Origin of the sequence: Pseudomonas edaphica (assembly GCF_965277385.1) — a bacterium.
Classification (GTDB): domain Bacteria; phylum Pseudomonadota; class Gammaproteobacteria; order Pseudomonadales; family Pseudomonadaceae; genus Aquipseudomonas; species Aquipseudomonas edaphica.
Map to the genome: position 1 here is coordinate 782,914 of NZ_OZ255725.1, position 19,642 is coordinate 802,555.

19 protein-coding genes are annotated in these 19,642 nt (G+C 60.6%); 7 read left to right on the plus strand and 12 right to left on the minus strand.

Annotated features, from left to right (window positions below; genetic code table 11):
* Positions 1-22 precede the first annotated feature (22 nt).
* Positions 23-1,036 (minus strand): ABC transporter substrate-binding protein, encoded by a 1,014-nt coding sequence (locus tag ACQY47_RS03245; RefSeq protein ID WP_177032263.1) that lies wholly within the window; start codon positions 1,034-1,036, stop codon positions 23-25.
* A 165-nt stretch (positions 1,037-1,201) separates the two neighbouring features.
* On the opposite strand from ACQY47_RS03245, the gene ACQY47_RS03250 reads away from it, so the two are divergent.
* Positions 1,202-1,630, plus strand: coding sequence for a hypothetical protein (locus tag ACQY47_RS03250; protein ID WP_017137731.1), 429 nt, complete (start codon positions 1,202-1,204; stop codon positions 1,628-1,630).
* A 72-nt stretch (positions 1,631-1,702) separates the two neighbouring features.
* Here ACQY47_RS03250 and ACQY47_RS03255 read toward each other — a convergent pair whose 3' ends face one another.
* Genes ACQY47_RS03255 through ACQY47_RS03280 form a run of 6 tightly spaced genes read right to left on the minus strand, consistent with a single transcriptional unit; the run spans position 1,703 to position 7,643 of the window.
* Positions 1,703-3,445, minus strand: coding sequence for an ABC transporter substrate-binding protein (locus ACQY47_RS03255; protein WP_017137730.1), 1,743 nt, complete (start codon positions 3,443-3,445; stop codon positions 1,703-1,705).
* Between the two features lie 48 nt (positions 3,446-3,493).
* Complete coding sequence (locus ACQY47_RS03260; RefSeq protein ID WP_026013758.1) at positions 3,494-3,766, minus strand: DUF2160 domain-containing protein; 273 nt, start codon at positions 3,764-3,766, stop codon at positions 3,494-3,496.
* A gap of 11 nt (positions 3,767-3,777) precedes the next feature.
* Positions 3,778-4,578: a carbohydrate ABC transporter permease gene (locus ACQY47_RS03265; RefSeq protein WP_003174634.1), complete on the minus strand. Its 801-nt coding sequence runs from the start codon at positions 4,576-4,578 to the stop codon at positions 3,778-3,780.
* 10 nt (positions 4,579-4,588) lie between these two features.
* Complete coding sequence (locus tag ACQY47_RS03270) at positions 4,589-5,455, minus strand: carbohydrate ABC transporter permease (RefSeq protein WP_017137728.1); 867 nt, start codon at positions 5,453-5,455, stop codon at positions 4,589-4,591.
* Positions 5,452-6,549 carry an ABC transporter ATP-binding protein gene (locus tag ACQY47_RS03275; RefSeq protein WP_428555576.1) on the minus strand — a complete coding sequence of 366 codons (1,098 nt, stop codon included), beginning with the start codon at positions 6,547-6,549 and terminating at the stop codon, positions 5,452-5,454. The genes ACQY47_RS03270 and ACQY47_RS03275 overlap by 4 nt, the downstream gene beginning before the upstream one ends.
* Entirely contained in the window at positions 6,549-7,643 is a 1,095-nt protein-coding gene (locus ACQY47_RS03280) for an ABC transporter ATP-binding protein (protein ID WP_017137726.1), read from the minus strand. The genes ACQY47_RS03275 and ACQY47_RS03280 overlap by 1 nt, the downstream gene beginning before the upstream one ends.
* Before the next feature lie 351 nt (positions 7,644-7,994).
* Here ACQY47_RS03280 and ACQY47_RS03285 point away from each other — a divergent pair, with 351 nt between their 5' ends.
* Positions 7,995-9,812 carry a sigma-54-dependent Fis family transcriptional regulator gene (locus ACQY47_RS03285; protein ID WP_428555579.1) on the plus strand — a complete coding sequence of 606 codons (1,818 nt, stop codon included), beginning with the start codon at positions 7,995-7,997 and terminating at the stop codon, positions 9,810-9,812.
* Position 9,813: 1 nt separating this feature from the next.
* Here ACQY47_RS03285 and ACQY47_RS03290 read toward each other — a convergent pair whose 3' ends face one another.
* From ACQY47_RS03290 to ACQY47_RS03300, 3 genes are all read right to left on the minus strand, one after another.
* A complete protein-coding gene (locus tag ACQY47_RS03290) occupies positions 9,814-10,746 on the minus strand; it encodes a FecR family protein (protein WP_428555582.1) in 933 nt (310 codons plus the stop codon).
* Complete coding sequence (locus ACQY47_RS03295) at positions 10,743-11,285, minus strand: sigma-70 family RNA polymerase sigma factor (RefSeq protein WP_428555585.1); 543 nt, start codon at positions 11,283-11,285, stop codon at positions 10,743-10,745. The genes ACQY47_RS03290 and ACQY47_RS03295 overlap by 4 nt, the downstream gene beginning before the upstream one ends.
* A gap of 239 nt (positions 11,286-11,524) precedes the next feature.
* Entirely contained in the window at positions 11,525-13,639 is a 2,115-nt protein-coding gene (locus tag ACQY47_RS03300) for a TonB-dependent receptor family protein (protein ID WP_428555588.1), read from the minus strand.
* A 242-nt stretch (positions 13,640-13,881) separates the two neighbouring features.
* On the opposite strand from ACQY47_RS03300, the gene ACQY47_RS03305 reads away from it, so the two are divergent.
* From ACQY47_RS03305 to ACQY47_RS03315, 3 genes are read left to right on the plus strand one after another with little or no spacing between them, the layout of a single operon-like run.
* Positions 13,882-14,040 carry a hypothetical protein gene (locus ACQY47_RS03305; protein WP_017137721.1) on the plus strand — a complete coding sequence of 53 codons (159 nt, stop codon included), beginning with the start codon at positions 13,882-13,884 and terminating at the stop codon, positions 14,038-14,040.
* A 5-nt stretch (positions 14,041-14,045) separates the two neighbouring features.
* Positions 14,046-14,672: a helix-turn-helix domain-containing protein gene (locus ACQY47_RS03310; protein ID WP_244972933.1), complete on the plus strand. Its 627-nt coding sequence runs from the start codon at positions 14,046-14,048 to the stop codon at positions 14,670-14,672.
* Positions 14,673-14,732: 60 nt separating this feature from the next.
* Positions 14,733-15,242 carry a hypothetical protein gene (locus ACQY47_RS03315; protein ID WP_428555592.1) on the plus strand — a complete coding sequence of 170 codons (510 nt, stop codon included), beginning with the start codon at positions 14,733-14,735 and terminating at the stop codon, positions 15,240-15,242.
* A 240-nt stretch (positions 15,243-15,482) separates the two neighbouring features.
* Here ACQY47_RS03315 and ACQY47_RS03320 read toward each other — a convergent pair whose 3' ends face one another.
* Together ACQY47_RS03320 and ACQY47_RS03325 are read right to left on the minus strand one after the other, a co-directional pair.
* Entirely contained in the window at positions 15,483-15,782 is a 300-nt protein-coding gene (locus ACQY47_RS03320) for a hypothetical protein (RefSeq protein WP_428555595.1), read from the minus strand.
* Between the two features lie 117 nt (positions 15,783-15,899).
* Positions 15,900-16,640 carry a hypothetical protein gene (locus ACQY47_RS03325; protein WP_428555598.1) on the minus strand — a complete coding sequence of 247 codons (741 nt, stop codon included), beginning with the start codon at positions 16,638-16,640 and terminating at the stop codon, positions 15,900-15,902.
* 291 nt (positions 16,641-16,931) lie between these two features.
* Between ACQY47_RS03325 and ACQY47_RS03330 the strand changes: the two genes are divergently transcribed.
* Both ACQY47_RS03330 and ACQY47_RS03335 read left to right on the plus strand, forming a co-directional pair.
* Positions 16,932-17,390 carry a (2Fe-2S)-binding protein gene (locus tag ACQY47_RS03330; protein ID WP_017137716.1) on the plus strand — a complete coding sequence of 153 codons (459 nt, stop codon included), beginning with the start codon at positions 16,932-16,934 and terminating at the stop codon, positions 17,388-17,390.
* Positions 17,390-19,627 (plus strand): xanthine dehydrogenase family protein molybdopterin-binding subunit, encoded by a 2,238-nt coding sequence (locus tag ACQY47_RS03335; RefSeq protein WP_017137715.1) that lies wholly within the window; start codon positions 17,390-17,392, stop codon positions 19,625-19,627. The genes ACQY47_RS03330 and ACQY47_RS03335 overlap by 1 nt, the downstream gene beginning before the upstream one ends.
* The last annotated feature ends 15 nt before the right edge of the window (positions 19,628-19,642 follow it).

Consider the following 19,642-nt stretch of genomic DNA (forward strand, 5'->3'; position numbering starts at 1 on the left):
CACATTGGCTCCCAATTACAAATCAGCTGCCATCACCACCATGGGCCTCTTCAAAGAAGTAATCCTTCCAGCTCGCCGCCTTGTTCTTCAGCACGCCCAATTCCTGCAACTTCTGCGCATAGATAAACGTACGCTGCGGCACGATGGTGAAGTCGATTTCCGGGTCCTGGACGATTTTCTCCACCAGGTCCAGCGGCAGCTTGGATTCCTCTACGCGAATATACGTCTTGGCGGCCGCAGGTTTATCGGCCTTGATGATCTTCTCGGCCTCCGCCAGCGCGTCATAAAACGCCTTGTAGGTCTTGGGGTTGTCATCGTGAAATTTCTGCGTGGTGTAGAGCACGTTGAACGACGCCTGCCCGCCAAGAATGTCGTAGGAACTGAGCACCTTGTGCACGTTAGGGTTCAACAACTCCTGATATTGAAACGGCGGGCTGGAGAAGTGTGAATTGATCTCCGAACCACCGGCAATCAACGCCGCCGTGGCATCCGGGTGGGCCAGGCTGATGGAGATGTCGTCGAACTTCTTGAAATTGGCATCGCCGAACAGCTTGGCCGTCTCGATCTGCAAGGTGCGCGACTGGAAACCCACGCCGGCGGCCGGCACAGCGATGCGGTCTTTGTCGGTAAAGTCCTGCAGGGTCTTCACGTTGGGGTTATTGGTCAGCAGGTAATTGGGCATCGAACCCAGGGAGGCGATGGCCTTGACGTTCTGCTTGCCCTTGGTGCGGTCCCACAGGGTGAGCATCGGCGGCACACCCGCCGAGACCACATCCAGGGCGCCGGCCAGCAGCGATTCATTCATGGCAGTGGCGCCGGAAATGCTGTTCCATTCCACCTTGATGTCCAGGCCCTGCTCCTTGCCATGTTTTTCGATCAGGTGCTGGTCGCGCACCACGTCGAGGATCAGGTAGCCGATACCGAATTGCTGGGCAATGCTGATCTTGCCCTCGGCCTGGGCGCCGGGGCTGAGCAAGGCGCTCGCGGCCGCCAGGGACGCGGCCAACAGGGTCAGGGAGGAACGCTTGAAAGTCATGGGAATCTGCCGCGTTTTCGAGAAGGTGATAGAGCCTAGCGACGAATTTTAAGACTGGAAAAGAATATCGGGATCTATTGTTATGCTAATCATCCCCAAAATGCCGTGTGGCTGTTATTGTGCCGCGCTTTGAAATACACCTGCCAACCTGCGAGGAAATGGACGTTGAACACTGACGATAAAATGACTGGGGATCTGTTCGAGGTCGATAAGCGCCTGTCACTCAAGCCCGTGGTGGACTTCAACGCTTACCTGCGCAGCGCATTCGGCGATGGCCCATGCACCTGCGTGCGCTGCAGCGCCGCCAACGGTGACGAAACCGGCTACGCGTTCCAGCACACCTTCAACTTCGACGGCAAACCCACGCACCGCCGCTTTGCCTCTACGGCGGGCAGCGATGTGTTGATGGTGTTGAAGAAGGCGTGGCTGTCATACACCAAGGCCGAGCTGCCGCTCAGTGGCGTATTGGTGCTGGAGACGGTGAAGGAGTTTGTCGAGCCGCAACTTCACAAGCGCTTGGCGCCGCTGTTTTTGGCCAGTGAGCTGGTCAAGGATGTGGATGGGCAGTTGCAGGTTCAGCCGCAGGCCGCCTGACCTAGTGTTTACCTGCCCTTGTGGCGAGGGAGCTTGCTCCCTCGCCACAGGTACAGTGTTTCGGCCTATGGGTTATTTACGCGCCGCCTCCCACTGCTTCAACAGATCACCATAAGCCACGGTCTCCCCTTTGGGCTTCTCATTCGCCAGCTTGGGCTTCGGCGCGCCCGGTTGGTCAAACCAGTACTGCGCATCCCGCTCCGGGTTCATTTTCGGGCCGCACACCGGCTGCACCTTGGAACGCTCCAGGCGCGTCATGATCGCGTCCTGTTCCTTGGCCAGGTTATCCAGCGCCTGTTGCGGGGTTTTCTCGCCACTGGCCGCTGCGGCGATGTTGCTCCACCACAACTGCGCCAGGCGTGGGTAGTCGGGCACGTTGGTGCCGGTCGGCGTCCACTCCACCCGCGCCGGGCTGCGGTAGAACTCCACCAGCCCGCCGAGTTTCGGCGCCATGTCGGTCATGGCCTGGGAGTTGATGTCGGACTCACGAATCGGCGTCAGGCCAACGATGGTTTTCTTCAGTGACACGGTTTTCGAGGTCACAAACTGCGCGTACAGCCACGCCGCAAGCTTTTGCTTCTCGGGCGTGGACTTGAGGAAGGTCCAGGAACCCACGTCCTGATAGCCCTTTTTCATGCCCTTTTCCCAATACGGCCCGACCGGCGACGGCGCCATGCGCCATTTCGGCGTGCCATCGGCATTCACCACCGGCAGGCCCGGCTTGGTCATGTCGGCCGTAAACGCGGTGTACCAGAAGATCTGCTGGGCGATGTTGCCCTGGGACGGCACCGGCCCGGATTCGGAGAAGGTCATGCCCGCCGCTTCCGGAGGCGCGTAGGCTTTCATCCAGTCCACGTACTTTTGCGTGGCAAACACCGCGGCCGGGCCATTGGTGTCGCCGCCACGGGTCACGCTGGAGCCTACCGGGTGGCAGTCCTCCACGCGAATGCCCCACTCGTCCACCGGCAAGCCGTTAGGCAGCCCCTTGTCGCCGCCGCCGGCCATGGAGAACCAGGCATCGGTGAAGCGCCAGCCCAGCGATGGGTCTTTTTTGCCATAGTCCATGTGCCCATAGATACGTTTGCCGTCGATTTCCTTGACGTCTTCACTGAAGAATTTGGCGATGTCTTCATAGGCCGACCAGTTCACCGGCACACCCAGCTCGTAGCCGTACTTTTCCTTGAACTTGGCTTTAAGGTCCGCGCGTTCAAACCAATCGGCGCGGAACCAGTAGAGGTTGGCGAACTGCTGGTCGGGCAACTGGTAGATCTTGCCGTCCGGCGCGGTGGTGAACGAGATGCCGATAAAGTCCTTGATATCCAGGGTCGGCGAGGTGAAGGCCTTGCCTTCGTTGGCCATCAGGTCGGTGATGGATTCGGTCTTGCCATAGCGAAAGTGCGTACCGATCAAGTCGGAATCGTTCACCCAGCCGTCATAGATATTCTTGTCGGACTGCATCTGGGTTTGCAGCTTCTCCACCACGTCGCCTTCCTGCAGCAGGTCGTGGGTCAGCTTGATGCCGGTAATTTCGCTGAAGGCCTTGGCCAGTACCTTGGATTCGTACTCGTGGGTGGTGAGGGTTTCCGACACCACGTTAATCTTCATCCCACGGAACGGTTCCGACGCCTTGATAAACCACTTCAACTCTTCGAGCTGCTGGGCTTCGGTAAGGGTGGACGGTTTAAACTCGCTGCCGATCCATTTTTTTGCGGCATCTTCGTACGCATCGGCCCAGGCCGTCGCGCTCAAACCGCTTAAGGCCAGTACGGCGGCCAATGAAATGCTATGTCGCAGCTTATTGTTTTTATTCAACATAGAGACCTCCTGGTGGTTTATTCATAAGGGCACTAGTTCATAAGGGCACTAGCCCCAACGCATCACACTCAACAGCCATACCAGGGATAGCGCAGACGCCACCCAGATGCTCCAGTCGGTAACGCCGATCACCAGCAAATGCAGGTAGGCGCTGCCGAGAAGACCGATAAACAAACGATCACCACGGGTGGTGCTGATCGGCAACAAACCGCGCCGAGGAATACTCGGCGAACGCAGTTCCCAGGTGGTCATGCCTGCCAGCAGCAGGCCAATCGTCACAAAGAACAGTGCGGTGGGGGTGGTCCAGGCCATCCATTCCATCATCGAACCCTCTAGACCCGGCCCAGGGCAAAGCCCTTGGCCACGTGGTTGCGAACAAACCAGATCACCAGCATGCCGGGCAGGATGGTCAACACCCCCGCCGCTGCCAGCACGCCCCAATCAATGCCCGAGGCCGAGACCGTGCGCGTCATCACCGCCGCGATGGGCTTGGCGTTAACCGAGGTCAAGGTGCGCGCCAGCAGCAGTTCGACCCAGGAAAACATGAAGCAGAAAAATGCCGTCACACCGATACCGGAGCCAATCAACGGGATAAAAATCTTCACGAAAAACTTGGGAAAGCTATAGCCGTCGATGTAGGCGGTTTCGTCGATTTCCTTGGGCACGCCGGACATGAAGCCTTCCAGGATCCACACCGCCAACGGCACGTTGAACAGGCAATGCGCAAGCGCCACGGCGATGTGCGTATCGAACAGCCCGATGGACGAATACAGCTGGAAAAACGGCAGCAAAAACACCGCCGGCGGCGCCATACGGTTGGTCAGCAGCCAGAAGAACAGGTGCTTGTCGCCCAAGAACCGATAGCGCGAAAACGCATAGGCCGCCGGCAGCGCCACGCTCAGGGAGATCACCGTGTTCAGGCTCACGTAGTACAGCGAGTTGAGGTAACCGGTGTACCAGCTCGGGTCAGTGAAGATCACCTTGTAGTTGGCCAGGGTAAAGTCCTGCGGAAACAGGGTCAGCCCGCCGAGGATTTCGGTGTTGCTCTTGAAGGACATGTTCAGCAGCCAGTAGATCGGCACCAGCAAAAACAGGATGTAGATCAGCAGCGGGATAACCTTGCGCTTGCTCATGTTGGCGGCCTCAGCGGTTGGCGTCGGAGTGGGTCATGGCGGTGTAGAACAGCCAGGACACCAACAGGATGATCAGGAAGTACACCAGGGAAAACGCCGCCGCCGGGCCCAGGTCGAATTGGCCTACAGCCATTTGGGTCAAGGTCTGACTGAGGAACGTGGTGGCGTTACCCGGCCCGCCGCCCGTCAGCACGAAAGGCTCGGTGTAGATCATGAAGCTGTCCATAAAGCGCAACATCACCGCGATCAGCAGCACGCTTTTCATCTTTGGCAATTGGATATGTCGGAACACCGCCCAAGCGGATGCGCGATCAATCCGCGCTGCCTGGTAGTACACGTCAGGAATCGCACGCAGCCCCGAGTAACACAGCAGCGCCACCAGCGAAGTCCAGTGCCACACGTCCATCACCAGCACCGTCACCCAGGCGTCCATGGTGTTGGCCGCATAGTTGTAGTTGATGCCCATGGCGTTGAGCGTCGAACCCAACAGGCCAATGTCGGCGCGGCCAAAAATCTGCCAGATGGTGCCGACCACGTTCCACGGGATCAGCAGCGGAATCGCCAGGATGATCAACACCAGTGACGACCAGCGGCCCTTGGTCGGCATGGTCAGGGCGATGGCGATGCCCAGCGGGATTTCGATCAACAGCACGCAGGCCGAGTAGATGAACTGGCGCAGCAAGGAATCATGCAGGCGCGGGTCGAGCAGCACCTGTTTGTACCAGTCGGCACCGACAAAGTAGCGGCTGGACTGGTCGAAAATGTCCTGCACCGAATAGTTGACCACGGTCATCATCGGGATCACCGCGCTGAACGCCACCAGCAGGAACACCGGCAACACCAGCCACCAGGCCTTGTTGTTCTGCACCTTGTTCATGGCTGCACCTCCAGCAGGTAATCGTCGGCGTACACCATCAACCACTGCGCGGGAAAACTGATCGAGGCTTTGCCTTCCGGCACCGGTTTGTCTTCGGCCAGGCGCACTTTCAACGGCGCGCCGTCGAGGTTGAGGGTCATGATCTTGTAGGTGCCGAGGTCTTCCACATGCACGACATCGGCCTGCAGCGCGTCAGGGTTGTACTCGTCCCACACGTGGATAAATTCCGGGCGGATACCCACCTGCAGCTTTTTGTAGCCCGCCTCGCGCAGGCGCTGTTGCAAGGCCTCGGATAACGGCAGCAACGTGCTGGCAAAGCGCACGCCACCGGCTTCGGCCTGCACCTCGATCAGATTCATACCGGGGCTGCCGATGAAATAGCCGACAAAGGTGTGGCTGGGGCGCTCGAACAGCTCACGCGGCGTGCCGAACTGCACGATCTGCCCGCCATACATCACCGCGATTTTGTCAGCGAAGGTCGACGCCTCAAGCTGGTCGTGGGTGACGTAGACCATGGTGATATTGAACTGCTCATGAATCTGCTTGAGCTTGCGGCGCAATTTCCATTTGAGGTGCGGGTCGATCACCGTCAGCGGTTCGTCGAACAGAATCGCCGACACGTCATCGCGCACCAGGCCACGGCCCATGGAAACTTTTTGTTTTTCATCGGCGGTGAGGTTGCGGGCTTTTTTGCTCAGCAGGGCTTGCAGGTCGAGGACTTCGGCAATTTCCTGCACCTTGCTGTGGATTTTCGCCTCAGCCATGCCCTGGTTTCGCAGGGGAAACGCCAGGTTGTCGAACACCGTCATGGTGTCGTACACCACCGGGAACTGGAACACCTGGGCAATATTGCGTTTCTCGGGAGTGAGGTCGTTGACCACTTTGGCATCAAACAACACCTGGCCTTCGGACGGGCTGAGCAAGCCGGAAATGATATTGAGCAGGGTCGACTTGCCGCAGCCCGATGGCCCGAGCAAGGCGTAGGCACCGCCCTGCTCCCACACATGGTTCATGGCCCGAATGGCGTAGTCCTCGGGGCCATTGGGTGTAGGGCTGTAACTGTGCGCGAGGTTCTGCAAATGGATCTCGGCCATCAGGCAACCCTCGCGACGCGGCGCCCGGGGGCCTGGACCAAACGCCCCTGGCCATCGAACACAAAGAGTTTATGGGTGGGGATGTACACACGAATCGGCGCGTCGACGTCGTACTCATGCACCCCCGGTAAATGCAGCACCAACAGGAAATGCTCGCTGCGCACGTGCAGGAAGGTTTCCGAACCGCTGATCTCGGCCACCTCCACGGTCACCGCCAGTTCCAGGTCATCGTCGTTGCTCGGCACCAGGCTGATATGGCTGGGGCGCACGCCAAAACGGAACTCGCCTTCGCCGATGGGACGCAGATCCACGTTCAACGGGAAGTGCACGACATTGGCAAAACTCACTTCATTGCCACTGATACGCCCCGGCATCAGGTTGATCGGCGGCTCGGAAAACAGCTCGGCGGCCAGCACCGTCTGGGGCTGGTGATACACCTCGGCGGCCCTGCCGCTCTGGATCACCCGGCCTTCGTGCAGGATGGTGGTGGTGCCACCCAGGGCCAGGGCTTCATTGGGTTCGGTGGTGGCGTAGATGGCAATGGTATGGCGCGCCTTGAACAACTCGCGCATTTCCTGACGCAGCTCTTCGCGCAGTTTGTAGTCCAGGTTTACCAACGGCTCATCGAACAGGATCAGCTCGGCGTCTTTGACCAAGGCGCGGGCCATGGCCGTGCGTTGCTGCTGGCCGCCGGAAAGCTCCAGCGGGTGGCGCTGCAGGAACTTCTCGATGCGCAGCATCTGCGCGGTTTCCAGCACTTTGCTGTGGATCAGTTCGTTGGACACACCGGCCTGGCGCAATGGCGAGGCGATGTTTTCGAACACGGTCATGGTCGGGTAATTGATGAACTGCTGGTAGACCATCGACACGTTGCGCAGGCGCACCGGCTTGTGGGTGACGTCTACGCCGTTCATCAGGATGCGGCCGCTGTCGGGTTTGTCCAGCCCGGCCATCAGGCGCATCAGGCTGGTCTTGCCGGACAGCGTGCGGCCGAGCAATACGTTGAAGGAACCGGCTTCGAAACGCAGGTTGGCGTCGTCGATCCAGGTCTGGCCTTCGACAACGCGGGAGACATGTTCCAGGGTCAATGACATGACACGCCCTTTTTATTATTGGAATGATTCTGGCCATTCGTAAGAGCGAGTTTCGTGCCAGAAGTGGCAGGTGGTTGATCTGTAAGGGAATGGGTTGAACAGGATGTTCAGGCATGAACACAAATGAACAACCAGCGCTGAACAACTGAACATTAAGCGGGTTGACATTGAACAGTTCTGAACAACAATCGATGGGCGCCACAGATTTAATGTGGGAGCTGGCTTGCCTGCGATAGCGATGGTCCAGCTTGCCAATTCGGTGGCTGACAAACCGCCATCGCAGGCAAGCCAGCTCCCACAGTTGGACGGCGTAAGGCTTGATAACAATAAAAATAAAAGAAGGTCGCCCCCATGGCCGAACCCCTCGCACACGACACCCTTATCCAGGAATCCTGGCGCCGTTGCCGCGCCTTTGGCCTGGACCACCAGAGCACCCCCAGCTTCGATCAACTGCCCGCCGAAGGCATCAGCCAGTTGCTCGAAAGCCAGCATTCACTGGTGCAGACCACCCATCAGGAAGTGCTGCCCTACTACGAAAACATCCTCAGCAATTCCAACTGCCTGATCATGCTGGCCGACAACCAGGGCCAGGTGCTGACCTCGTGGGGCACCCAGCGTTTTATCGAGCCGAAGCTGGCGCGCGGCTTCAGTGCCGGTGCCAGTTGGAGGGAGCGCTCAAGCGGCACCAATGCCATCGGCACTGCGCTGGCCTGTGCCCAGGCGGTGCATATCGAGCACGATGAACACTTTCTCAAGGCCAACCGCTTCATGACCGGCTCCGCGGCGCCGATTTTCGATGCCCAGCGCGAAATCATTGCGGTACTGGATGTGTCCAGCGACAGCTACCTGCCGCCCTCCCACACCTTGGGCATGGTCAAGATGATGAGCCAGACCGTCGAGAACCGGCTGATCCTCAACCTGTTTCGCGGCGAGCATTTCCAACTGACCTTCAACACCGGCCTGAACAACCTCGACAGCCAGTGGGCGGGCCTGATCATCTTTGATGACAGCGGCCAGGTGCTGTCGGCCAACCGCCGCGCCGATAACTTGCTGGGCATCAGTTTGTCGCGGGTGCTGATCGACAGTTTGTTCAAGGTCTCGCTGCTGGAATTGTTGAATCAACCCGAGGGCTTACCGTTCTCGTTGCAGGCCGCGGGCCGCAATCGGTTCCAGTGTTTATTGAAGCGGCCGCAGAAGATGCCGGTGCAGGCGCGGGTCTTTGCTGAGCCCAAGCCCACAAAACCTGCGCCGATGGGCATCCAGACCCTGCATTTTGGCGATGTGCGCGTAGAAAAGGCCGTGCGCCAGGCTGAGCGTTTGTTGGAAAAAGACATTCCGTTGTTGATTCACGGCGAGACCGGCGTTGGCAAAGAGGTGTTCGTCAAAGCCCTGCACCAGGCCAGTTCGCGCAGCAAACAGGCGTTCATTGCGGTGAACTGTGCAGCGATCCCCGCCGAACTGGTCGAGTCCGAGCTGTTTGGCTATGAAAAAGGCGCCTTTACCGGTGCCAACCAGAAAGGCAGCATCGGCCTGATCCGCAAGGCGGATAAGGGCACGCTGTTTCTGGATGAAATTGGCGACATGCCCTTGCCGACCCAGGCCCGTTTGCTGCGGGTGCTACAGGAGCGCTGCGTGCAGCCGGTGGGCAGCAGCGAGCTGTTCCCGGTGGACTTGCGCATCATCTCGGCCACCAACCGCGTGCTGCGCGACTGGGTGCAGGCCGGGCGCTTTCGTGAGGATTTGTACTACCGCATCGGTGGCCTGACCCTGGAACTGCCGCCCTTGCGCGAGCGTACCGACAAACAGGCGCTGTTCCAGCTGTTGTGGCAACAGCACCGTGAGCCGACCCAATGGGCCGGGCTGAGTGCCGAGGTGTTGGCCTTGTTCGAGCAACACCCGTGGCCGGGCAACCTGCGCCAGGTCAGCAGCGTGTTGCAGGTGGCGCTGGCGATGGCCGAGGAGCAGCCGGTGCGACCGGAGCATCTGCCGGATGATTTCTTTGTCGACCTGAACGTGACCGCGCCCTTGCCCACCCAGCCAAGCCTGGAAGACAACAGCGACCTGAGCCAACGCTTGAAAGCAGCGGGCGGCAACATCTCCCACCTGGCGCGGGAACTGGGCGTAAGCCGCAACACCCTGTACAAGCGCCTGCGCCAGCACGAAGGCTGATCTAGAGCGGTTTGACCACCACCATCAGGTCGGTGAAGTACTCCACCCGAATCGGCAGGTTATCGGCCAGCGCCGAGAGCGCCGCGGCCGTGTCGTCGAGCTTGAACACCCCGGACACACGCAGGTTTTTCAACGCCTGGGCATCGAAGCGCACCAAGCCGTGGCGGTAGCTGGCCAGGGTTTGCAGCACCTCACTCAGCGGTTGGTCGTTGACCTTGAGCAGGCCACGCGTCCAGGCATCCGGGTCGGCGCTGGCGCTCGCCTGTGCAGGCCCCGCGTGGCCATGATCAAGAATCGCGCGCTGCCCGGCCGTGACGTTGACGCCCTCGCCCGTGTCACCTTGGACCGCCACAGTGGACTCGATCACCGTGACCACGGTGCTGCCGTCCACTGCGCGCTTGACCAGATAGCGCGTGCCCAAGGCCGTGGCCGTGCCTTGATCGGTGCGTACCACGAACGGCCGTTGCGCGTCCTTGGCCACGTCAACCCACAGCTCGCCTTGCAGCAGTTCGATCACGCGCTGATGGCCGTCGAATTTCACGTCCACCGCCGAGTTGCTGTTGAGCTGCAACTGGCTGCCATCCTCAAGAGCAACCTGGCGGCGCTCGCCGACGCCGGTGCGCTGGTCGGCCGTCCACACCGGCATGTGCTGCACACCAAACCAGCCGCACAGCACTACGCCGAGCACCCCCAAGGCCTGCACCCTGCGCGAACGTTGGGGCGCAAAGGCGCGATTCAGGGCGATGCGTGCCGGTTGCGCAGGCAACGTATCGAAGCCACCCCAGAGCGAGCGCATACGCTCGATGGCCACGGCATGGCGCGGGTCGGCCTGGCACCAGGTATTGAAGGCGTGGCGCTCGGCATCGCTGAAGTCTTCGTCGTGCAGCCGCGTCAGCCAATTCGCCGCTTGTTGAATGATCTGCTCGGTGTTCACGGCAACGGGTCCGCCCCGTACAGGCTGTGGTAGCAATGCACCAGCGCGGTGGACAGGTAGTTTTTGACCGTGCTGGGTGACACCTCAAGACGCGTGGCGATCTCACTGTAGGTGAGCCCGTCCAGGCGGCTTAACAGGAAGGCTTCACGTGTTTTCGCCGGCAGGCCGGCGAGCATCTCGGCGATGCGCTCCAGGGCTTGCAGCGCCACATGGATCGCGGCCGGGTCGGGCATCCCAGCGTCTTCACACTGCACCAGCAGGGCTTGCAGGTAGGCCTTTTCGATCCGGCGGCGCCGCGCCCCATCGATCAACAGGCGCCCGGCAGTAGTGGCGAGAAAGGCGCGAGGTTCCTTGATGGCCTGCGGATCGGCCAGCATCAACACGCGGATAAACGCATCGTGGGCCAGGTCGGCGGCGTAGTGGGAACAGCCAAGTTTTTTGCGCAGCCAGCCGTGCAACCAGGCATGGTGCTCGCGGTACATCGCCGTAAGGATCTGCTGACGGGCGCAATCGCCCGGCGCGGCCGGAATGTCATGCATGCGCAAAAACTTCTCAAATGGGAAAGATTACCAATTGAGCGAACAATGCCAGTAAAAAGGCGACGGGGCAAGGGCCACTCGGGTGGGCCGGATGCTGTGGACTGGCTCGTGTGGGAATTGGTCTGAGTGGATGCTGGTCTGTGTGGATGCTGGTCTGTGTGGGAGCCAGCTCCCACACAAGCCAGCCCCCCCACACAAGCTCGCTCCCACAGTTAGACCTCGGTGACAGTTAAATTGGCTTAACGCCAGCTCCACGACACACCGGTATAGATACCGCGCCCATCGGCCGGTGTGGAGCGGGCCACATCCAACCCCTTGTCGTCATACCCCGGCGTGACGGTATTGGCATAACGCCGGTTGGTGAGGTTGCGCAGATCAACCCAGGCTTGCCAGTCCTGTTTCGGCGCGTCATAGCCGAAAGTGGCGCCCAGCGTTGTGTACGCCGCCGCGTAGTAAGAGTTGGCGTAATCCACCGCCACCCGTGAAGCATGCTCGGTGTTGAGGCTGGTGTAGAAACCAGTCGGGTGGCTGTAGCGCACTTGCGCCTGGTAGTAATGCTTGGGGATGCCCGGCAAGGTGTTGGCGCCGAAGCGGTCGTCGTCGCGGTAGTGGAAATCGCTGTAGGTGTAGGCCTGGCGCAAGGCCACCTGGCCATTGCGACCGCCGTCCCATAACGGGCTGAGCAGGCTCAGTTCCACGCCCTGGTGCACGGTGGGGCTGGCGTTGGCTTCAGCAACAACGGCGCTGCTGGTCTGTGTCTGCGCCTGGGTTTCCACCGTAAGCAGTTCGTGACGCACTTCGGAGCGGTACAGCGCCAGGTCCCACTGGCCGAACCATTGCTCACCACGCCCGCCTATCTCCAGGGTAGTGGCGGTCTGATTGCGCAAGCTCACGCCTTCGCGGGCCAGCCCCTTGGCCGGGCCGCCGGTGAAATACTTGTTGGAGCCCCAAATCATCGACCACGCGTGCGGCGGCTCGACCGAGCGACTCAGGTTGCCGTACACCTGCAACTGCGGGGTGAAGTCATAGCGCAGGCCAATGCGCGGCGCGTAGTCCCAATCATGCTGGCTGAGCGGTGCCTGCCCTTGCGGGTAGCTGACCTGGGTTTCGCGGCGGGTGTAGATCGCAGCCAGGCCAGTGGTCAGCCACAGGTCTTGCGCCAGTTCCAGCTCGTTGCCGATATGCAACACCGTGTCGGAACCCAGGTAGCTGTAGTCGCGGGTTTTGGTGCCGGGGGCGTAATAGGTGGCGGGGTTGCTCGACGGCACGCGCACATATTCCGAGGCACCGTTGTTGGGCATCGCCTGGGTGGTGCGCAGGCCAAGGGTGGTTTTGCTGTCGTGGCCGAACCAACTGTCCTGGCGAATGTAGTTCAGGGTGCCGCTGACATCCGTGTAGGCGACTTTCAGGCGGTTGAGCCCTTCGCGCAAATCCATCGGGTAGTCGTGATAGGCCAGCCCCACCTCGACGCGGGAAGTGTCATCGAGCTGCAAGGTGGTCTTGTTGGCGATCCAGGTCGAGCCCGGCTGCAGGCGTTTCGAGTCGCGGGCGGCGTTGAGGCTGTTGGCGGCGGTTGGATCGTGGCTGATCTGGTAGCGCGTCAGCTTGCCGGGGCTGTCGTTGGTGGTTTCGCGGTAGCGAAAATAGAAGCGCGTCTCCAGGTCCGGGTTGAACCGGTAGCCAAAGTTGGCCGCGATGCCCTTGCCGGTGCCGGCGCTCTGGTGCTGGTAGCCGTCGGATTCGGAGTCGGTGAGGCTGATGTAGTAGTCGGCGTCGCCCAGCACCTGGCCGGAGCTGATTTCGCGTTGGGCATAACCGCGACTGCCCACTTCATAGCGCACCTGCAACTTCGGCGCGTCATAGCCGGTGTGCGTGACATAGTTGACCGAGCCACCCAGGGCCAGGGCGCCCTGGTCAAAACCGTTGGCGCCGCGCAGCACCTCGACGCGGCTTTGCCACAGCGGGTCCTTGAGTTCATAGGGCGTGCCGCCGGGGCCGGTGAGCGGCAAACCGTCGAGCATTTCATACAGGCCCGAGGCGTGGGAGCCGGGGCTGCGGTTCAGGCCGGAACCGCGGATCGACAGCTTCACGCCTTCGTTATTCGCCGCCTTGGCATAGACGCCGGCCTGGTACTTGAACACGTCTTCGTTGGTGCTGACGCGCCCCTGTTGCACGCTGCTCATATCGATGAAATTGGTGCCACCGGGCACGCTCTTGAGCTGCGCCTGGGCCACCTCGCCAGCGCTGGCTTCGCTGCTGGAGACCTCGACCGGGGCCAGTTGCAGGGTGTCGGCGTGCGCCAGTGAACTGAGGGTCAGGGCGGTAAACAGCAGTGGGGGTTGGCGCAACAGCATGGGGTAAATCCTTGGCATTCGGGGGCGTGACAAAGCCTGGGCCATCACGCGAACAGTGATGGGAAGCCAGGCAGGCTCACCAGGTCACGCTTAATTAACGGACCAGACCCTTCCCACAACAGCATCAGACCGGGATTATTTTATAAGTCCAAAATCGCATTAACACATGCAAACTCAGTATTTAAAGAAATAACCAGCACGCATTACTGTGGAGGCATTGAGTCGCCCACGAGATTTCCGCCATGCAAACATCCGCCAGCGTTATTGACTTCACCCTCCACCGTAAACGCCGCCAGGCGCGTGCCGCGGCCGAGCTGATGTGGGCCATGTACGCGGCACGCGCGGGGCTTGCGGTGTTCTCCGCCCACACCGCAACCGCCAGTGATACGCGCCGGGCGTAACGCCGATGAATTTTTTACAGGTACTGCCCGAATCAGCCCAAGCACTGCCAAAACCTGCGATTGAGGATGACGACACCAGCCTGTGCGTGGCGCAGAACCTGCAACGTTTGCGCAGTAAGCGCCACCTCTCGCTGGACGGGTTGGCACGCGCGTGTGGCGTGAGCCGGGCGATGCTGGCGCAGATCGAGTCGGGCCGCAGCGTGCCGTCGATCAAGGTGCTATGCAAAATCGCCAAAGGCTTGAAGGTGTCGGTCGCGGCCTTTCTGGAGGACCGTGCCTTTGAAGGCGTCGAGGTGTTGCCGGCGCAACAAAGCAAACGCCTGGTGAGTGCCGACGGGGCATTCGTCAGCCGTGCGTTGTTTCCCTTTGATACCGCCCGCCAATCTGAATTTTACGAAATCCGCTTGCGTGCGCTCGGCGAGGAAATTTCTGCCGGTCACGGCCCCGGCATTCAGGAAAACCTGGTGGTGGCCCAGGGCGTACTGGAAGTCAGCGTCAACGATGAGCGCTACTTGCTCTCCACCGGCGACTCGATCCTGTTCTACGCCGACCAGCCCCACCGCTACCGCAACCCGGCGGACAGCGAGGCGGTGGCATTTTTGGTGATCACCTACCCGGAACGCCTGGACTGAATGCAAAAAGCCCCGACAAGTCGGGGCTTTTTTTGCGTTTTAGGCAGCAGCGGTCAGCAGGTGCAGCACATCATCGGCATGCCGTTGCAGCTCATCATCATCGGCATGGCGCAGTCATTCATCAGTTTGTTCATGAGCATGCAGCAGTTTTCCATCATGGCCATGCTCATGCCTGGCATTGGCAGCATTTTGCACATCATGCTGTCGCCCATCACGCTGCATTCCATCATGCATTTCATCATCGGCATCGACATGCCCATGGTCATCATCGGCATGTTCATGTCAGCCATCATCTTCATGGCATCGGCCGACATGCACAGCATCGACATGTTTGCGCACTGCATCATCATCGGCATGCCGCAGTTCATCATCATCGCCATCATGTCGGCATTGGTCTTGAACTGCGCCATGTCCATACCGGCCGCCGGCTTCATGGTGCACATCATGGCGTCGCCCGCCATTTCGCACTTCATGGTCGCCATCATCATCGGCATGCCCATCATCGGCATCATTGGCATGGACGTGTTCATCGGCATCTGCATTGCGTTCATCATGTTCGAAACTCCGTAATCGACAGGAAATGGCTAAGTTCTGGCGCCGATTCTAGAGACACCGGGCTACGGCGCAAGACGACGGCAGAGCAGCACAAATGGCTGTTCGGGAGCGTGCTTGGGTGAACAGGACAGCGACACCGGGCGTGATAACAGATATATCGCTGTAAAGACGTTTAAAGCCGCTACTGGCACCGCATAAACGTCAGGATGGATATGCGATTAAAGCCTTGCGACCTCACTTAAGGAAATAAACGATCTAACCCGAGAGCAAAACCTGGTGATCAGTCGCCTCCGTGAGCGGTTCGATCGTGCGCATAAAATCATCCGCCTCAGACCCCCTGAGGAAACTGAACCCCGCCATTTCATCGCAGGCCAGGATGTCAGCCAGGGCTTTACGTAACTGAGACTCCGCCGGCGAATCGCGCAGCAGTTTATGTGCACTCAATAACACCTCGGCAGGAACACCCTGGGCGCTTGCCACGTCGATCACCGCAAAGAGAATGAATCGCAGACGAACTTCGCGATCCGTAGGCCAAACCGTTTTTCGCTTACCCAAGGTAGGCACTCATCCGTTGAGAAAAGTCCGAGGCTATTGCCCACCGAGGGGTGTTTCAAGCGTGGGGACTTAAGATAGGCCACTTCCTACACCTGAAAGGGAAATACCGTACCTACATTACTGCACCGGCAAGAAATTCATCAGCAGCAAACTCTGCGCGTAGTTGAGCGCCACACGTCGGTAGCGTTCATCGAGCATCTGCGCGAGCAAGTCCAGCCGCGCAACCACTTTGCCGAACTCGACCGCAAAGCTCAGGTTACTGCCCTCCTCCGATATCTCGTTGGAAAACAGCAGCAACACGCCATTGGCATCCTGGCGCTGACTGAGCAGCCAGGTGGCTTTTTCGATATTGCGTGCGGCGTTGCTGACAAACTGCGGGTTGATCGAGTCAGTCATATAGAACTGGGTGCGGCCGCCGTGGGCGGTCACCAGCATGCTGCCGATCGCGTAGATAAACGCACCGACCCGGTCGCCTTTGAAGTCGGGGCTTAACGAGTAACTCAAGGCCGCAAGATCACGCCGCTCGCCGAGGGCCGGCAGCGGTTGCTGATGCTCGATGGCCTGGCGGATTTCCCGCGCGGCACTCACCGCATCCGGGTAACCGGATTGGCGCCACTGGCTGGGGTTGCGCAGGTAGAGCTTGCTCATCAGCAGATACAGGCTTTGCAAGTTGTCGCGCATGCTTAGGGTTGCCATGCGGTCAACGCTGGTCTGAAAGAACTCATCGGGCCTGCCATTGCTGAACTGGCTGGCGATATCGCGGCCCTGCTGCTGGCTGCAACCACTGGCAAACAGTGCCAAAAGAACAACCAAAAACAACGGCCAGCGGGAGATACAAGTATGTGACGTTCGATCCATCGGCACCGGGTCTGATTCTGCTGCCCACACTCTGAATGAGTGGGGTCGTGACAGGGATAGATCAGGAGAATCAAAAAAAGTGCGGCGAGCCGGGTCGGATCAGAGGTTGCCTACGCGCCGGGTAGTGCATTCCTGCGAAATACTTGCCTGATCCTCCGACTTATCGACTGGTGGATAGATAGCTTTTGCGCCGTGGTCTAGAGTGCAACGATGGGCCACAAGTCCCACTCTTCTTATAAGAGCTCAAAAGAGCTCAGCACCACCAACCGATGATCAGCAGGTAAACCCGCCATGGAATTACGTATCAACCAAAAGACCTACCAGGTCGATGCCGACGCCGACACGCCGCTGCTGTGGGTGATCCGCGACGACCTCGGCATGACCGGCACCAAGTACGGTTGCGGCCTGGCCCAGTGCGGCGCCTGTTCGGTACTGGTGGACGGTAATGTGGTGCGCTCCTGCGTTACCCCGGTGGCGGGTGTGGTCGGCCGCGAGGTCACGACCATCGAGGCCATTGAGGACGATGCGGTGGGCAAGCACGTGGTCGCCGCCTGGGTCGAGCATCAGGTGGCGCAATGCGGTTATTGCCAGTCCGGGCAGGTGATGGCGGCCACGGCGCTGCTCAAGCACACCCCCGCGCCGACGGTCGCGCAAATCGATGCCGCCATGGTCAACTTGTGCCGCTGCGGCACCTATAACGCCATCCACACCGCCATGCAGGATTTGGCCCAGCAGAAGGAGCGCGCATGATGAATACGCGCAACGAACTGCTGGATGTGGCCCTGGGCGACCCGGTCAACCTGTCACGCCGGCGCTTTCTGGCCAGCACCGCCGTGGGCGCGCTGGTGATTGGTTTCGGCCTGCCGCTGGGTGGCGGCCGCGCCTTCGCGGCCACCGCCAACCCTGCGGAGCGCGGCACGCAGGTGCCGGCGTTTCTCGAGATTCGCCCGGACGGCACGGTGCGCCTGCTCAGCCCCTTTATGGAAGGCGGCCAAGGCACCCACACCGCCATGGCGCAAATTGTTGGTGAAGAACTGGACGCCGACCCTGCCACCTTTGTCGTCGAAGCCGCGCCACCGGGCGATGCCTATGTGGTGATGGAAAACGGCATGCGCATCACCGGCGGCAGCATGTCGGTGCGCATGAGTTACCCGGTAATGCGCCGCCTGGGCGCCCTGGCCCGCGCCATGCTGTTGCAGGCCGGCGCCGAGCAACTGGGCGTGCCGGTCGCGCAACTGACCACCACACCCGGCCGCGTGGTACACGCCGCCTCGGGCCGCTCGCTGGGCTACGGTGAACTCGCCAGCCGCGCCCTCGACATGCCGGTGCCTGACCCGTCCACCATCACCCTGCGCGATCCGAGCCAGTTCCGCTGGATCGGCAAGCCGGTCAAACGCCTGGATGCCTACGACAAATCCACCGGCAAGGCGCAATACAGCATCGACCTCAAGGTCGACGGCATGCTCCACGCCGCCGTGCAGCATGCGCCGCGCCTGGGCATGACCGTGGGCAGCCTGCGCAATCAGGCGCAAGTTGAGGCCATGAAAGGCGTGCACTCGGTGCATCAACTGCCTGGCGCCGTGGCTGTGGTGGCCGAGCGCTGGTGGCACGCCAAGCGTGCAGTAGAAGCTATTCAGGTCGAATGGCTGGAAGCCGCCGCTGACTCTACAGTGCGCGCCATGCCGGCAGACTTTTCCAGCGACAAATACCGTGACTTCCTCGCCGCCCAGCAAGGCCCGGCCCGCGACGAAGAAAACGAAGGCGACGTCAACGCCACGCTGGCAAACGCCAAGACCAAGGTCGAAGCCACCTACCACAACCAGTACGTCAACCATGCCCAACTGGAGCCGCCATCGGCCCTGGCGCGCTATAACCCGGACGGCACGCTGGAAGTCTGGCTGCCCAACCAGGCGCCAGACATGTTCCGCGCCGACATCGCCAAGCGCACCGGGCTGGATGTGTCGAAGATCACCTTGCATTCGCCGTTGCTGGGCGGCTTTTTCGGCCGGCATTTCCTGTACGACTCAGCCAACCCGTACCCGCAGGCCGTCGCATTGGCCAAGGCTGTGGGCCGCCCGGTCAAGCTGATCTGGAGCCGTGAAGAAGAGTTCCTGCGCGATGTGCTGCGCCCGGTCGCGGTGGTCAAGTTCCGCGCGGCGCTGGATGACAAAGGCTTGCCGGTGGCCATCGAAGCCGTGAGCGCCACCGAAGGCCCATCCGAGGCCATCGCCGGCAAACAGGGCGACAAAATCGACCCGACGGCCCTTGAAGGGTTGTCAGGCAAATCCTACGCGATTCCCAACAAACGCATCGCCCAGATCTACGTCAAAGGCCCGGCCATGCTCGGCTACTGGCGCTCGGTGGGCAACTCGCTGAATGACTTTTTCTACGAGGCCTTCCTCGATGAACTGGCTGACAAAGGCGGCCATGACCCGTATGAGTTGCGCCTGCACCTGCTGCGCGACAACAAACGCCTGACCACGTTGCTGCAAGCGGTGGGCGAGTTGTCCGGTGGCTGGAAACGTGGCCCGTATACCGCAGAAGACGGCAGCCGGCGCGCCCGTGGGGTGGCCATGGCCTCGCCCTTTGGCTCGCATGCGGCGGTGGTTGCCGAAGTGTCGATCGAAAACGGCCAGGTCAAGGTGCATAACATCTGGGAAGCCATCGACCCTGGCAGCATCGTCAACCCGGCGATCATCGAGGCCCAGGTCAACGGCGCCGTAGCGTTGGGCTTGTCACAAACGTTGGTGGAAGAAGCGGTGTACGTGGACGGTAAACCACGGGCGCGCAACTACGACCTTTACCCGATCCTGCCACCCTCGCGGATGGCCAAGGTGCACGTAAAGATCGTCGAGAGCGGCGAAAAGATGGGCGGTATCGGCGAGCCGCCGCTACCCGCAGTGGCGCCTGCCGTGGCCAATGCGGTGGCGCACTTGACCGGCCAGCGCATCCGCAGCCTGCCCCTGAGCCGATACACCTTCGCCTGACCGACAAGGAACGCC